The 15,321-nt window shown below is 71.7% G+C and carries 11 protein-coding genes; 7 read left to right on the forward strand and 4 right to left on the reverse strand.

The window, feature by feature from the left end; genetic code table 11:
* Window positions 1-184: 184 nt before the first annotated feature.
* The 6 genes from iolC (at window position 185) to AC3AGO_RS22315 (ending at window position 9,054) form a co-directional block, all read left to right on the forward strand.
* Complete coding sequence (gene iolC, locus AC3AGO_RS22290; protein WP_487821990.1) at window positions 185-1,144, forward strand: 5-dehydro-2-deoxygluconokinase; 960 nt, start codon at window positions 185-187, stop codon at window positions 1,142-1,144.
* A gap of 58 nt (window positions 1,145-1,202) precedes the next feature.
* Window positions 1,203-2,084 (forward strand): Cgl0159 family (beta/alpha)8-fold protein, encoded by an 882-nt coding sequence (locus AC3AGO_RS22295; RefSeq protein WP_487821991.1) that lies wholly within the window; start codon window positions 1,203-1,205, stop codon window positions 2,082-2,084.
* An 83-nt stretch (window positions 2,085-2,167) separates the two neighbouring features.
* On the forward strand, window positions 2,168-3,070 hold the full coding sequence (gene iolB, locus AC3AGO_RS22300) for a 5-deoxy-glucuronate isomerase (protein WP_487821992.1): 903 nt from the start codon (window positions 2,168-2,170) through the stop codon (window positions 3,068-3,070).
* Complete coding sequence (gene iolD / locus AC3AGO_RS22305) at window positions 3,067-4,950, forward strand: 3D-(3,5/4)-trihydroxycyclohexane-1,2-dione acylhydrolase (decyclizing) (RefSeq protein ID WP_487821993.1); 1,884 nt, start codon at window positions 3,067-3,069, stop codon at window positions 4,948-4,950. Before iolB ends, iolD begins: the two co-directional genes overlap by 4 nt.
* A gap of 93 nt (window positions 4,951-5,043) precedes the next feature.
* A complete protein-coding gene (locus AC3AGO_RS22310; protein WP_487821994.1) occupies window positions 5,044-6,540 on the forward strand; it encodes a CoA-acylating methylmalonate-semialdehyde dehydrogenase in 1,497 nt (498 codons plus the stop codon).
* Between the two features lie 138 nt (window positions 6,541-6,678).
* Window positions 6,679-9,054 carry an FUSC family protein gene (locus tag AC3AGO_RS22315; RefSeq protein WP_487821995.1) on the forward strand — a complete coding sequence of 792 codons (2,376 nt, stop codon included), beginning with the start codon at window positions 6,679-6,681 and terminating at the stop codon, window positions 9,052-9,054.
* A 52-nt stretch (window positions 9,055-9,106) separates the two neighbouring features.
* On the opposite strand, the gene AC3AGO_RS22320 is transcribed toward AC3AGO_RS22315, so the two are convergent.
* From AC3AGO_RS22320 to AC3AGO_RS22330, 3 genes are all read right to left on the reverse strand, one after another.
* Window positions 9,107-9,679, reverse strand: coding sequence for a superoxide dismutase family protein (locus tag AC3AGO_RS22320; RefSeq protein ID WP_487821996.1), 573 nt, complete (start codon window positions 9,677-9,679; stop codon window positions 9,107-9,109).
* Window positions 9,680-9,812: 133 nt separating this feature from the next.
* A complete protein-coding gene (locus tag AC3AGO_RS22325; RefSeq protein WP_487821997.1) occupies window positions 9,813-11,054 on the reverse strand; it encodes a DUF1266 domain-containing protein in 1,242 nt (413 codons plus the stop codon).
* A gap of 85 nt (window positions 11,055-11,139) precedes the next feature.
* The gene (locus AC3AGO_RS22330) at window positions 11,140-12,408 is read right to left on the reverse strand and encodes a DUF1266 domain-containing protein (protein WP_487821998.1); all 1,269 of its coding nucleotides are present in this window, start codon (window positions 12,406-12,408) and stop codon (window positions 11,140-11,142) included.
* A 104-nt stretch (window positions 12,409-12,512) separates the two neighbouring features.
* On the opposite strand from AC3AGO_RS22330, the gene AC3AGO_RS22335 reads away from it, so the two are divergent.
* Window positions 12,513-13,811, forward strand: coding sequence for a DUF5005 domain-containing protein (locus tag AC3AGO_RS22335; RefSeq protein ID WP_487821999.1), 1,299 nt, complete (start codon window positions 12,513-12,515; stop codon window positions 13,809-13,811).
* A gap of 18 nt (window positions 13,812-13,829) precedes the next feature.
* Here AC3AGO_RS22335 and nhaA read toward each other — a convergent pair whose 3' ends face one another.
* On the reverse strand, window positions 13,830-15,212 hold the full coding sequence (gene nhaA / locus AC3AGO_RS22340; protein ID WP_487822000.1) for a Na+/H+ antiporter NhaA: 1,383 nt from the start codon (window positions 15,210-15,212) through the stop codon (window positions 13,830-13,832).
* Between the last annotated feature and the right edge of the window lie 109 nt (window positions 15,213-15,321).

Here is a 15,321-nt window from a genome sequence, read left to right on the forward strand (position 1 = left end):
CGGGGGTGAGCCAACTCCCGGCACAGGTCCGCTGTCAAGGCTTTGTAAGGACAACATTTCATCCGTACGTAATGCGCGAGAAGCTGGACGTCAGTATGTAAGGACAAAGTATTGACAGTGGTCGTGCGCTGCCATAACGATGAGGGGGCGCCCAGCTTCCCGCAGACGAAAGGGCATCCCACCCATGGCAGCCGAGACCAGCAGCGACGCGTTCGACGTACTCACGATGGGACGCATCGGGGTCGACATCTACCCCTTGCAGACCGGCGTCCCGCTGCCGCAGGTGGAGACCTTCGGGAAGTTCCTCGGCGGCTCGGCGACCAACGTGGCCGTCGCCGCCTCCCGGCTGGGCCGCGGCAGCGCCGTCATCAGCCGTACGGGGGCCGACCCGTTCGGGGAGTACATCCATCAGGCTCTGAAGGGCTTCGGTGTTGACGACCGCTTCGTGACGCCGGTCGCGCAGTACCCGACGCCCGTCACGTTCTGCGAGATCTTCCCGCCCGACGACTTCCCGCTGTACTTCTACCGCCGGCCCAAGGCACCCGATCTGGAGATCCACCCCGGTGAGCTGGACCTGGACGCCGTGCGCGCGGCGCGCGTCTTCTGGATGACCGGCACCGGACTGTGCGAGGAGCCCAGCCGTGCGGCCACACTCACCGCGCTGGAGGCCCGCTCGCAGCAGCCGCTGACCGTCTTCGACCTCGACTGGCGGCCGATGTTCTGGGAGGACCCGGAGACCGCACGCCCCGTCTACCGGCAGGCCCTCGCGCACGCCAGTGTCGCCGTGGGCAACCTCGACGAGTGCGAGGTGGCGACGGGGACCCGCGATCCGCGCGGCTGCGCCGAAGGGCTCCTGGAGGCCGGCGTCGAACTGGCCGTCGTGAAGCAGGGCCCCAAGGGAGTGCTGGCGATGCACCGGGACGGCTCGGCCGCCGAAGTGCCCCCGCACCCCGTCGAGGTGGTCAACGGGCTCGGCGCCGGCGACGCGTTCGGCGGCGCCCTGTGCCACGGCCTGCTCGCCGGCTGGGAGTTGGAGCCGCTGATGCGGTACGCGAACGCGGCGGGCGCCCTGGTCGCCTCCCGGCTCGCCTGCTCCTCCGCGATGCCGACGGCGGACGAGGTCGACGAGCTGCTGCGCGGCTGACGCCTCCGCGGTGCCGGCCGGCGCCCACCACCCTCAACTGCCACGAAAGTGAGCCCCCTTGAGCAGCATCAGCATTCCCGACCTCGTGGAAGTGCGCACACGGCACCCCGAGGCGATCGCGGAGGCCGCCGCCCGGCGTGCCCGCCGCCCGCTGGTCGGTGACAGCGGCCGGCTGATGATCGTCGCCGCGGACCATCCGGCGCGCGGCGCCCTCGCGGTCGGCGGCGAGAAGATGGCGATGGCCTCCCGCGTCGACCTGCTGGAGCGCCTCGTCCTCGCCCTGTCCCGGCCCGGCGTGGACGGCGTGCTCGCCACCGCCGACATCCTGGAGGACCTGCTGCTGCTGGGCGCCCTGGAGAACAAGGTCGTGCTCGGCTCCATGAACCGCGGCGGTCTCGCGGGGTCGTCCTTCGAACTCGACGACCGTTTCACCGGTCACCGCGCGCAGGACATCGATCGGCTGCGGTTCGACGCGGGGAAGCTGCTGCTGCGGATCGACTACGAGGACCAGGGCTCGCTCAGCACCCTGTTCTCCACCGCGCGCGCCATCGACGACATGGCGGAACGCCGGCTGCCGGTCTTCGTCGAACCGTTCATCTCGCGCAGAGTGGACGGCAAGGTGAAGAACGACCTGAGCGCCGAAGCGGTCGCCCACTCCATCGCCATCGCCTCCGGACTCGCCGGCACCTCGGCGTACACATGGCTGAAGCTGCCGGTCACGGCGGACCCCGACGACATGGCGTGGGTGTGCGAGACGTCCACCCTGCCGACAGTGCTGCTGGGCGGAGAGGTCGGCGGCGACCAGGACGGCACGTACGAGAAGTGGCGCAAGGCGCTCCGGCTGCCCACCGTGCGCGGTCTGGTGGTGGGCCGGTCACTGCTCTACCCCGCGGACGGGAACGTCACCGAGGCCGTGGACGCGGCCGTCGGGCTGCTGTGAGAGCCGCTGTGCTCTGCTGCTGTGGAAGCCGCTCGCTGTGAACAGCCGCTGCGAGAGGGCTGCTTGAGAAGGATGAGGGACACATGACGGACAGTGAGTTCTACGTACCGGCGGGCAGCGCGGCGTCCGGCCCGTACGCGCTGGACATCGACCCGAAGCGCGCCGGATGGGGCTACTCCTCGCTGCGTGTGCTGGAGCTGGAGCCCGGGGGGTCGCACAGTTTCGCCACCGGCGACAGCGAGTGGATCGTGCTCCCGCTGACCGGCGGCTGCACGGTGCGGTGCGAGGACACGGTCTTCGAACTGAACGGCAGGGAGAGCGTGTTCAGCGGGGTCACCGACTTCGCGTACGTGCCGCGGGACGCACAGGTGCGGGTGGACAGTGCGGCGGGCGGCCGGTTCGCCCTGACGGGTGCGCGCTGCGAACGGCGGCTCCCCGCACGGTACGGGGCGGCCGAGGACGTACCCGTGGAACTGCGCGGCAGCGGCAACTGCTCCCGCCAGGTCAACAACTTCGGCGCTGCCGGCGTCTTCGAAGCGGACAAACTGATCGCTGTCGAGGTGCTGACGCCGGGCGGCAACTGGTCGTCGTACCCGCCGCACAAGCACGACGAGTGCCGGCCGGGGGAGGAGGCCGAACTGGAGGAGATCTACTACTTCGAGATCGCCCCGCACGACGGCACCCCCGGCCTCGGCTACCAGCGCGTGTCCCCCTCCGAGCAGGGCGCGCGCGGCACGGACGTACTGGCCGAGGTGCGCACCGGCGACGCGGTGCTCATCCCGGACGGCTGGCACGGCCCGTCCATGGCCCAGCCCGGCAACCACATGTACTACCTGAACGTGATGGCAGGGCCCGGCGAGGACCGCGCCTGGCTCATCTGCGATCACCCCGAGCACGCCTGGATCCGCGACAGCTGGGCACAGCAGCCCGTGGACGCGAGGCTCCCGCTCTACAGCGCACCGGCGGAAGGGAACCCGGGACAGTGAGCACGACACGACGGCTGACGGTCGCTCAGGCGCTCGTCCGCTTCCTCGGCGCGCAGTACACCGAGCGCGACGGACAGCGGCACCGGCTCGTCGACGCCTGCTGGGGCATCTTCGGCCACGGCAACGTCGCGGGACTCGGCCAGGCCCTCCTGGAGAACGGGCAGGGCCCCGACGCACCGCTGCGCTATCTGCAGGGCCGCAACGAACAGGCCATGGTGCACGCGGCCGTCGGTTACGCACGGCAGAAAAACCGGCTGTCGGCGCAGGCCGTGACCACGTCCATCGGACCCGGCGCCACCAACCTGGTGACAGGCGCGGCGCTCGCCACGGTCAACCGGCTGCCCGTCCTGCTGCTGCCCGGCGACATCTTCGCCACCCGCGTCGCCGACCCGGTGCTCCAGCAGCTCGAAGTGCCGTACGCGGGCGACCTGTCGGTCAACGACGCGCTGCGCCCGGTCTCGCGCTACTTCGACCGGGTCATGCGCCCCGAGGCCCTGATGCCGGCAGCCCTGCAGGCGATGCGCGTCCTGTCCGACCCCGTCGACACGGGCGCCGTGACGCTCGCCATGCCGCAGGACGTACAGGCGGAGGCGTACGACTGGCCGGAGGAGTTCTTCGCCGAACGCGTGTGGCGCGTACGGCGTCCCGCGCCGGAGGCGGAGGAGCTCGCAGAGGCCGTCACCGCCGTACGGGCCGCACGCAGGCCGCTCGTCGTCGCCGGCGGCGGCGTGCACCACAGCGAGGCGGAGGACGCGCTGCGCGGCTTCGCCGAGGCGACCGGCATCCCCGTCGCCTCCACTCAGGCGGGCAAGGGCTCCCTGCGCCACGACCACCCCTGCGACGTGGGCGGCATCGGCCACACGGGCACAGCCGTCGCGGACCAACTGGCCCGCAAGGCCGACCTGGTGATCGGTGTCGGCACGCGCTACACGGACTTCACGACGGCCTCCGCGACCCTGTTCGCCGACCCGTCCGTACGCTTCCTGAACCTCAACATCGCACCGTTCGACGCGCACAAGCTGAGCGGCACGACTGTCGTCGGTGACGCGCGGGCCACACTCGACGCACTCACCGGCGCGCTGGACGGTCACCGTGTGGACGCCGCCTACGCGGACGAGTACGCGACGGGCAAGGCCCGTTGGGAGAGCGTCGTCGACTCCGTGTACGCCGCGGAGGACGACTCCGTACGGCCCACACAGACGCAGGTGCTGGGCGCGCTGGACGCGACAGTCGGCGACGACGACGTGGTCATCAACGCCGCCGGCTCCCTCCCCGGCGATCTGCACAAACTGTGGCGCGCCCGGTCGCCCCGCCAGTACCACCTGGAGTACGGCTACTCCTGCATGGGCTACGAGATCCCCGCCGCCATCGGCGTACGGCTCGCCGCACCCGACCGCCCGGTCTGGGCGCTGGTCGGCGACGGCACCTATCTGATGCTGCCCACCGAACTGGTGACGGCGGTTCAGGAAGGCATCAACATCAATCTCGTGCTCCTCCAGAACCACGGCTACGCCTCCATCGGCGGACTGTCCGAGGAGACCGGCGCGGAGCGCTTCGGCACCGCGTACCGCTACCGCGACGCACAGGACGGCACGTACAGCGGTGACCCGCTGCCGGTCGATCTGGCGGCGAACGCGGCCTCGTTGGGGATGGACGTCATCCGCGCCGAGACCGTCGCGCAGCTGCGCGACGGACTGGCGGCGGCCCGCGCGTCGGACCGTCCGACGTGTGTGTACGTCGAGACGGACACCAGCCCCACGGCGCCCGCGCCGGAGGCGTGGTGGGACGTGGTCGTCGCGGAGACCTCCGAGCGCCCCGCCGCGCGCAAGGCACGCGAGAACTACGAACGGCACGCCGCCACCCGGCGGCGCCACCTCTAGCCGCACACAGGCCGGCGGGCCTGCTGTCCGCACGGGCCCCGCCGGCTGATGTGATTCCTCCGCACGTCCTTAAGGAAAGCGAAAGGCCCCCTCATGAAGACTCTCGGCCACTGGATCGGCGGCAAGCCCGTCGAGTCCGCATCCGGCGCGTTCGGCCCCGTCTACAACCCGGCCACCGGCGCGCAGCCCACCCGGGTCTCGCTCGCCTCCACCGACGAGGTGGACACGGCTGTCGCCTCCGCCAAGGACGCGTACGCGACCTGGTCGCAGTCCTCGCTGGCCAAGCGCACCGCCGTACTGTTCAAGTACCGCGAGCTGCTGGACGCGCACCGCGACGAGATCGCCTCCCTGATCACCGCCGAGCACGGCAAGGTGCACTCGGACGCGCTGGGCGAGGTCGCGCGCGGCATGGAGATCCTCGAACTGGCCTGCGGCATCCCCGAGAAGCTCAAGGGCGAACTGTCCACACAGGTCTCCACCCGCGTCGACGTGTCCTCCATCCGGCAGCCCGTGGGCGTGGTCGCCGGCATCACACCGTTCAACTTCCCCTGCATGGTGCCGATGTGGATGTTCCCGCTGGCCGTCGCCTGCGGCAACACCTTCGTCCTCAAGCCCAGCGAGAAGGACCCGTCGGCCGCGTACCGGCTGGTCGAACTGGCCTCCGAGGCCGGCCTGCCGGACGGCGTGCTGAACGTCGTCAACGGCGACAAGGTGGCCGTCGACCGCATCCTGGACCACCCCGACATCGAGGCCGTCTCCTTCGTCGGCTCCACGCCCATCGCCCGGCACATCCAGTCCCGCGCCGTCGCCGAGGGCAAGCGCGTACAGGCACTCGGCGGCGCGAAGAACCACATGCTCGTACTGCCCGACGCGGATCTGGACTTCGCCGCGGACAACGCCATCAACGCCGCCTACGGGTCCGCCGGTGAGCGCTGCATGGCCGTGTCCGTCGTGGTCGCCGTCGGCGACACCGGCGACGCGCTGGTGGAGAAGATCGCCGAACGCGCGCACACGCTGCGCATCGGCCCCGGCGACGACCCGGCCTCCGAGATGGGCCCGCTCATCACCCGCGAACACCGCGACAAGGTCGCCGGTTACGTGGGCGGCGCCCGCGAACAGGGCGCCGATGTCGTGGTGGACGGCACCGGCTTCTCGGTGGACGGCCACGAGGACGGCTTCTTCCTCGGCGTCTCCCTCCTCGACAAGGTGTCCCCGGAGATGGACGCCTACAAGGACGAGATCTTCGGTCCGGTGCTGTGCGTCGTGCGCGCGGACACCTACGACGAGGCCATCAAGCTGATCAACAGCAGCAAGTGGGGCAACGGCACCGCCATCTTCACCCGCGACGGCGGTGCGGCACGCAGGTTCCAGATGGAGGTCGAGGCCGGCATGGTCGGCGTCAACGTGCCGATCCCGGTGCCGGTCGGCTACCACTCCTTCGGTGGCTGGAAGGACTCGCTCTTCGGCGATCTGCACATCTACGGCAACGACGGCATCCAGTTCTACACACGCGGCAAGGTCATCACGACCCGCTGGCCGGATCCCGCCGACAGCGGCGGCATCAACCTCGGCTTCCCCACGTCTTCGTAGGACGTACCCGGACGTCGCAGAACACCCGGACCGGAGCCCCTGCCTGCACGGAACAGGCAGGGGCTCCTCCGTACCGTCTCCGGCACAACCGGCGACGCAGGGAGCTGACGTACCGTGCGCCCCATTAGTCTCGTGGGCATGACGCCGTTGCCCTGGCTCCGGGCTCTCAAGGAGACCGCGCGGTCCGGACTGTCGGTCGAGCGCGCCTCGCTGACCCCGCTGCTCGCACTGCGGGGCGCGTGCGGGGTGGCCATCGTCATCGGGCTGACGCTCGGACTGGGTTCGCCGCAGCTCGCGGTGGCCTCCGCGTTCGGCGCGTTCGCGTCCGGTGTGGCCACCTTCCAGCGCAGCTGGCGGCCCCGCCCCGTGCTCGCGCTGGCCGCCGCCGGCGGGCTCGCCGTGTCCACGTTCTTCGGCTACCTGCTGGCCGCCTGGCCACCCGCTTTCGTGGTACTGCTCGCTGTCTGGGCGTTCGCGGCCGGCATGGCGTGGAGCATCGGGCCGACCTCGGGTGTGGTCGCGGCGCTGACCATCGCGGTCATGCTGGTGACCGTCACCCTGCCCACCAGCGTGCTGGGCGCCCTGGTGCACGCGGCCCTGATCGCCTGCGGCGGTGTCGTCCAGGCGACGCTGATCGTGCTGTTCCCCATCCGCCGCTGGGGCGACGCGCGCGACGCGCTCGCCGACGCGCTGGCCGGTGTCGCGGACTACGCCCGCAGGCTGCGCTACGACCCCACGGCACCCTTCGACCCCGAGCCGCTCATCGAGGCCCGCCAGGCGGCCGCGGTCACACCCCGTCAGGCGCGCCGCCGCCCCCGCCAGTTGCGCGGATACCGGGCCATGGCGGAACGCTTCCGCCCCGTACTCGCCTCGCTCGCCGACCCGGTCGTCGGCGGTGCGCCGACGGAAGGACCGGAGCGCGACCGGGTACGGGCGCTGCTCGCCGCCGCGGCCACCGTCCTGGACGCCACGGCGCACGCCATCCGGCACAGCGAACGGGTACGGATCCCGGAAGAGGCACTGAGCGTGCTCCAAGTGCCCGATTCGGGCCCGGTGCTGCGCGGTCCGGCACGCAAGGCCGCCATGCGGCTCATCGCGCTGACGGACGACGCGGTGGACGCGGCCGAGGAACCGGTGGAGGTCACCCGCCCCATCCCGGTGCTGCAGCGCACCACTTGGCACACGCTGTCCGAGACCTCGGGCATCGACGTGAGCCCCGAAGCCGTACAGGCGCACACCGGCGCACTGCGGAAGGAGCGGGACGGACAGCAGGGCGCGCAGGGAAACGGGCAACAGGACGGCCGGCAGAACAGTCAGCCGGACGGACAGCGGAACGGGGGGCAGGGCGGCGACGGCGCACCGTCCGGCGGGTCGCAGCCCGCACGCCGGCCGCGGCACCTCTACCGGCCCACACTGGCCGGCCTGGTACCCGTCGCGATGCGGGCCTACCGGCGTGAATTCCACCTCTCCTCACCGGTGTTCCGGCACGCCGTCCGCACGTCGGCCGTGACCAGCCTCGGCTGGATCATCGGCAAGGCGCTCCCCCCGGAACACGGCTACTGGATCGCACTGACCGCCGTGATGGTGCTGCGGCCGGACTTCTCCCGCACCTTCGAGCGCGGAGTCGCCCGGTTCTCCGGAACGCTCGTGGGCGTCGCGGTCGGCGCCCTGCTGACAGCCCTGCTCGCCCCCGGCGCCTGGCTCAGCGCGGGACTGGCCGTACTGAGCATCGGCTCCATGTACCTGCTCATGCGCACCGGGTACGCCATCGCCTCCGCCTGTACGGGCGCGTACGTCGTGTTCCTGCTCGACATCGCGGGGTCCGTCTGGTCGCAGACCGCGGTGGAACGCATCGGGCTGACCGCACTCGGCGGCCTGCTCGCCATGTTCAGCTACGCCGTCTTCCCCGCATGGGAGACGGCACAGCTGCGCGACAGGCTGGCCGACTGGCTGGCCGCGAACGGCCGTTACTCCTGCGCGGTCCTGGACCGGTTCGCCCGCCCCTCGGAGGGCACCTCACGGCAGGTCCGCGAGGCGCTGCTCGACACCCGCGCCGCGCGCCAGGAGTGGGACCAGCTGGTCACGCGCGCGGACGCCGAACCGGTGCGGCACCGCGGCCGGCTGTCGCGCCGCTCCGCGGCGGAGGCCCAGTCGGCGATGCTGACGATGGGCCGGGTGACCATGCTGCTGGAGCCGCACCTGCCCGGACGGGACGCCGAACCGAACGGCGACGCAGCCGAGTTCACGACAGTGTTCGGGCCGGCCGTGCAGGAAGCGGCGCAGGCCGTCCGGGACGGCGGCGCGGTGGACACAGTCCCGGTACACGAGGCGCTGTCCGCCTGGTGGGCGCACGCCGAGGATCCGCCTCCCGTCGCCCTGCGCACGGCCGACCTGCTGACCGACGCACTGGACGACCTGGCCGACGCGGTCAACCCGCGCCCCCGCGCCGAATCGGAAGCGGAGGCGGGCTCGGGGCCGGGGGCGGATTCGGGCTCGGGCAAGGGAGACGACTGAGCCCTCTGACGACTGAGCCCCCTGGAGAAGGGGGCTCAGTGCGGAACGGTGATCAGTGCCGGAACGGGACGTTCACACACGCCAGCCGGTCGCCCGCGTCACCCGCGTGACCCGCTCCCGTGTGCGTCTTGTGCGCGTGCAGGACGACGGAACGGGCCTCGCCCGCACGGAAGCGCCAGCGGACCGACGAGTCGGCGGAACCGTTGCCGTGCTTGTCCGTGGTGAAGTCGAGCCACGCCTCGTTCCGCGGGTTCGCGTACGCCGGGTCGGTGGACGGCTTGTCCGGGCCCGCCGCCGGGTCGGCGAGGTGCTGGTAGTGCGGTCCGGAGTCGTCCGGCTTCGCGCCGCACGGCTTCGTGTGCACGTGTGCGCCGAAGTCCCGATTCGCCTGCAGACCGCCCACCTTCAGCTTGATGCGCGTGCCGCCGCGTTCACCGCCGGCCTGCTGCTGGACGCCGACCCGGCTGAACTCCGGTACGGCCGCCTTGTCGTACGTCATGGCACCGGCACCCCGTGTGCCGGCGGGCTGGAAGAGAGCCTGCTGGAACGTCGCGGACACGTCCGCGCCTCCCAGGGCCGTTGCCGCGGCGAGTGACGCGGCGGCGGCTGACATGGCGAAGGACATGGGGCAGGACCTCTCTCGTCCGCGGAGCCGTACTGTCGCCGGTCCACCCTAAGGACGCAGCCCACCGCATCGCGGGCGCAGCACGCGTGCACCCGTGTGAATTCGAGAGCCCCGCCGTCCTCCTGAGACCCCGTCACTTGAATGGGATGTTCAGCCAGGGGCTGCCCGGGTCCGTCATGAGGATCCGGTGCGCCTCCAGCATGTCGGTGTACCAGTCGCCGAATTCCTCTTCGTCGAAGTGCAGACAGCGCCCGAGGATGTGCCCCGCGGCGAACTCCGCCCACGAGTCGTATGCCGTCTGGCTGACGCGGCTCGCCCGGATGACGCCCTGCTCGGTCTCGTGCAGCTCGCAGAACCGTGCGCCCAGACCCCAGCGGGCCATGCCGGAGGCGCGCCCGTAGTCCCAGGCGAGCACCGACCGTACGTGCCCGCTCTCCGGCAGCAGACCGTCGGCGCGGAAGCGCGACTCGTAGCGCGTGATGCTGCCGATCAGCTGGTGAAGCGCCGTCACCTCGGCGTCCGCCGCGGCCCCGTGCGGGTGCTCGCCCGCCGCCTCCGCGAGCCGTTCGCGGGTGACGCGTTCCGTGGCGGCGCGCCACTGGTCCGCGTCCGGGGCGGGCCCGCCGCCCTCGGCGGCGGAACGGTACAGGGCGTTGCGCACGCGGAGGACGAACTCCCAGCGCGGGTCCACCATGTCGGCCCGCAGCAGCTCCTCCAGATACTTCTGCCACTTCGCCCGGTCGGTGACGCCCCACCATTGCTCCAGCGTGCGCCGCTCACAGTCGTACCCGTGACCGTGGTACGCGAGCGCGTTCCAGTAGTGACCGTTGCGCACCATGAGCAGTCCTGCGCACGCCAGCCCGTGCGCGACGGGGCCGTACAGCGGGCCGCCGGTCGCGAGGGTGCGCAGCGTCATGTCCTGGGGACGCCAGGCCCGTTCACCGTGCTGCTTCCACACCGCCCGCTGGGCCATGGTCGCCGGGAAGTAGGCCTCACACGGGGTGCCCGGATTGACGGCCATCCACCAGTCGTCGTCGGGCCAGGTGCGGGAGAGCGTCTCCAAGTCCTCGCTCACGTGGACCGGATCGGCCATGGGGGCCGGGAGTATACCGGCCGTCTGGAGGGCGAAGCACGCGGGTCCGGAACCGCCGTGCAGAAAGGGGTGCACCGTCCGCTGTCCGACAGCGTCGTACGGATGGCGGTCGATGGTGTAGTAGAGCCAGGTGTTGCCGAGGACGTCGAGATAGCCGGCCCAGTCGCCGCGCATCTTGGCGTCGTACAGGGCCTGTTCGACTGCGGACGGTGCCTGCCACGGCTGCCCCTGCGGTGCAGCCGGCGCCAGGACCGGTCCGCTGCTGCCTGCGTGTCCCCCCACCGGCCCGTGACCTGCGGTACTGCTGTTCCACATCCCCATGGCGACGCACTCTAGCGCTGCCGCCCGTACGCCCGGACGGCGCGGCTCACGTGAACGGGAGGTTCCGCCAGGGGCTGCCGGGGTCGGTGGTGAGGATGCGGTGCGCGTCCAGCATGTCGGTGTACCAGTCGCCGAATTCCTCGTTGTCGAAGTGCAGACAGCGCCCGAGGACGAAGCCGGCGGAGAAGTCCTCCCACGTGCCGTACACCCGTCGGCTGAGCTCACCCGCGCGCACGACGGCGTGCTCGGCCTCGGGCAGCTCGCAGTAGCGGGCGCCGAGTCCCCAGCGGGCCATTTTGGCGGCGCGACCGTAGTCCCAGGCGAGCACCGACCGCACGTAACCCCCCTCTGGGAGCAGCCCGTCGGCACGGAACCGGGACTCGTAGCGTGCGATACGGCTGATGACCCGTTGCAGCGCGTGCACCCTCCGGTCGACCGCGGAACCGGCCCGGTCGGTGCTGCCGCCCGGCGCCGCGGAGCCGGAGGTCTGCACACCCTCGCGCTCCCGTACGGCGCGCTCCGTCGCCTCCCTCCAGCGCAGCGCGCCCGCTGCCGAACTGAGGGCACCGCTCTCGCCGTCCGCGTCACAACCGTCACCGGAGTCGGCCAGCTCCCTGCGCACACGGAGCACGAACTCCCATGTGCTGTCGTGCTGTTCGGCCTCCAGCAGTTCGTACTGTCGGTGTACCCAGTCCGGCCGGCTGCGGATTCCCCAGGCGTCCCTGAGGCGGCCGACCTCGCTCCCGTAGCCCGTCCCGTGCCACGCCATCGCGTTCCACAGCGATCCGTTGCTCACGCTGAGAAGGGCCCCGCAGGCGAGCCCGTGGGCGACGGGGCCGTGCAGCGGGGCACCGGTCGCGAGGGTGCGCAGTGTGTGCCGCTGGCTCCGCCACGCCCGCTCGCCGTGCTGCCGCCAGGTCACACGGCTGTCGAGCGTGCCGGGGAAGTACGCCTCGCACGGCGACCCCGGATTGACCGCGAGCCACCACAGATCGTTGCCCCAGTCGGCCGCCAGGTCCCTGAGTCTCCTGCGCAGATACACCGGGTCGGACTGTGGCGCGGGCAGCATGCCGTGGGTGAAAACCGCGCAGCAGTAGCGGCCCGACCTGCGGTCCTTGTAGGCGTACCGGTCGACCTGGCCGAGGGAGTCGTACGGGCCGCGCGGTACGGCGTAGTACAGCCAGGTGCTGCCGAGGGTGTCGAGATAGGCGGGCCAGTCGCCGCGCTCCCTGGCCTCGTACAGGGCCCGTTCGACGTCCGTCGGCGCATGCCAGCCGGTGTGCCGGGGCCTCCCCGCTCCGTTCCGCTTCCCCATGGACCGGCAGCCTACCGGGGCCGCGCCGGGTGCGGCCGGGGCCCGTACGGGGCGAACAGGCCCTAGTCTGGCCGGTGATGGAGGGGCGGAGACCGTCGTCGCGTGTGCCGCGGAGACGCACGAGCGCAGGCCTGGTGCTGTTCGCCGGGCTCGTCGTGCTCGCGGTGCTCGTCGGTGTGCCCGGGGACGAGGGCGAACCCTCGTGCGCCGGCGTGCGGGCCGTGGGATGGCGTCACGAGACCGCCATGAACGCGGAGTTCGAGCGGTACGGCAACGACAACAGCCGTCTCGACGACTGGACCGGCGGGGACGGCACCCGCTCCGTACGGCTGCCCGACGGGCGCACGCTGTGGATGTCCGCCGACACGTTCCTCGACCAGGTGGCCGCGGGCCGCTCACGCAGCGGGAACCCCGTCTGGGTGCGCAACGCGGGGCTGGTGATGTCCCCTCAGGGGCGGATCGAGCGCACTCTGCTCGGCTCGTCCGGCGGCCGCCCGACAGCCCTGTTCCCCGGGACGGCGGGCCCCGGCGGGCGCGAAGTGTGGCGGTGGCCCGTCCAGGCGGTCGTCGAACCCCGCTCTCCGGGAAGCCGGGAGAAGGTCGTACGGGTTGTGCTGTGGCAGCGCGAAGCGGGCAGCGGACCCTGGGCGTTCGGTGTCCCGCGTGCCACCGAGGTGGCCACACTGTCGCTGCCCGGCCTCCGGGTGGAAAGCGTCAGAACTGTGCACCGGGCGACAGGTGAACAGACGCTGGAGCGCCGCGTGCTGTACGGGACATCCGCCGTCACCGAGGGCGGCTGGACATACGTGTACGGCGCCGACGAGGGCAGCGTCCGCGGGCAGGCGTCACGCGCGCACGTCGCCCGCGTACCGGAAGGGCGGCTCGGCGATCCGGACGCGTGGCGCTACTGGGCCGGTGAACAGGCGGGCGGATGGCAGCGCGACCCGGACAGATCCGCCCCCATATTGGTCGGCAAGACGGCACAACGGGGCGCCACCGGTACGTACTCGGTCGTGCGGGACGGCAACAGCGGCAGCTGGCTGCTGCTCACCATGGACGCGGGCGGCCCGGACGGCCGGGGGATGTCCGACGTGGCCTCGTACTGGTCGTGCTCCCCGTCCGGACCGTGGCACGGGCCGTCCCGGGTGGCCAGGCCGCCGCTGCCGGCGGGCGGCCGGCAGGCGGGCGCCGTGCCGTACAACCCGCAGGGGCACGGGGAGTTCACGTCGGGGAAGGTCGGCTTCACGGGCGCGCCGGCCGACGGGAAGCGGGCGGGCGGCGGGAGCTCGCTGCTGATGAGCTACGACGTCAACGTGCTGACCGGCACCGCGGCGATCCACCAGGACGTCGCCCTGTACCGGCCGCGCTTCCTGCGGCTGGAGCTCACACCCGTCGGAGAGTGAGCCGCGCGCCCGGGAGGGTCAGCGGCCGGATCCGCTGTCGCGCTCCCGTTCCGCTGCGCGCCGTGCGGCTTCCGCGGGACGGCGGACGGGGTCCTCTTCCTGGTCGATGTCAGCGACGGTGTCGGTGTCCTCGTCCCGCGTCTCCGCCTCCCACACCGCGCGGTACTTGGCGTCCCGCACCTTCAGCAGGACGCACGCGACGACCGCCGCGAGGAGGGACCCGATCAGCACGGCGGCCTTCACGTGCTCGACGGTCGACGGATCCGTGAAGGCCAGTTCGGCCACCAGCAGGGACACCGTGAACCCGATCCCCGCGAGCATGGCGACGCCGGCCACGTCCGGCCACGTCAGATCGTCGCTGAGCCGCGCCCGCGTGAACCGTGCCGTCAGATACGTACCGCCGAGAACACCGACGAACTTGCCCACGAACAGGCCCAGTACGACACCGAGGGCCTCCGGCTGCCGGAACGTTTCGGCCAGCGCGGAGCCCGATACGCCGACCCCCGCGGCGAAGAGCGCGAAGACGGGGACGGCGAAACCGGCCGACAGCGGGCGGGCCAGGTGCTCGACGCGCTCGGCCGGGGAGGTCGCGTCCTCGCCGTCCCCGCTGTCGGGCAGCACGCGCAGCAGCATGCCCATCGCCACGCCGGCGATGGTCGCGTGCACGCCGCTGTTGTACATGAGCGCCCAGATGACCACGGCAAGCGGCACGTACACGTACCAGCCGCGCACCCGCAGATTGACGTGCAGGACGCGGAAGAGGACCAGTCCGGCGAACGCGCCCGCGAGCGCCCACCAGTTGAGCCCGGAGGTGTAGAAGACGGCGATGACCAGGATCGCGCCCAGGTCGTCGACGATCGCCAGGGTGAGCAGGAACGCGCGGATGCCGGACGGGAGATTGGTGCCGATGACCGCGAGGACGCCGAGCGCGAAGGCGATGTCGGTGGCCATCGGAACGGCCCAGCCGTGCGTCTGTCCGCCACCCGCCAGGGCGGTGCCCAGGTAGACGAGTGCGGGCACGACCATGCCGCACAGTGCGGCGACGACGGGCAGCGCGGCGGCGGCGGGCTTGCGCAGTTCGCCCACGGCCAGCTCGCGTTTGAGCTCGATGCCGGCGACGAAGAAGAAGACCGCCAGCACACCGTCCGACGCCCAGTGCTCCACCGACAGGTCCAGACCGAGCGCCGGGATGCCGAAGTGGGCACCGCGGAGCGACTCGTACCAGTCGCTGATCACCGGAGTGTTGGCCCACACGAGGGCGAGCACCGCGGCGGCGAGGAGCACCATTCCGCCGACCGTCTCGGTGCGCAGCGCGTCCGCGAGGTGTCTGCGCTCTCTGGCGGAGGGGCGGGCGAACAGCTTGTTCTGCGGGGTCGCGGCGGGGTCCGGGGAAGAATTCACGAGTGGGCTCCGGGGACGGAATCGGGCAGGCAGACGGCTCCGCCGACCAGACTTCCCGGCACACCCTCAGCGCCGTGACCTTATGCCTTGACGCTTCTTTGACACCCTA

It is taken from the genome of Streptomyces sp. BL1 (assembly GCF_057628045.1).

Bases quoted from the DNA above. Each gene is read 5' to 3' on its own strand.
- AC3AGO_RS22315 (WP_487821995.1), top strand. From the start codon at position 6,679: ATGACGCCGTTGCCCTGGCTCCGGGCTCTCAAGGAGACCGCGCGGTCC.
- AC3AGO_RS22330 (WP_487821998.1), bottom strand. From the start codon at position 12,408: ATGGGGAAGCGGAACGGAGCGGGGAGGCCCCGGCACACCGGCTGGCAT.
- iolC (WP_487821990.1), top strand. From the start codon at position 185: ATGGCAGCCGAGACCAGCAGCGACGCGTTCGACGTACTCACGATGGGA.
- AC3AGO_RS22320 (WP_487821996.1), bottom strand. From the start codon at position 9,679: ATGTCCTTCGCCATGTCAGCCGCCGCCGCGTCACTCGCCGCGGCAACG.
- iolB (WP_487821992.1), top strand. From the start codon at position 2,168: ATGACGGACAGTGAGTTCTACGTACCGGCGGGCAGCGCGGCGTCCGGC.
- AC3AGO_RS22310 (WP_487821994.1), top strand. From the start codon at position 5,044: ATGAAGACTCTCGGCCACTGGATCGGCGGCAAGCCCGTCGAGTCCGCA.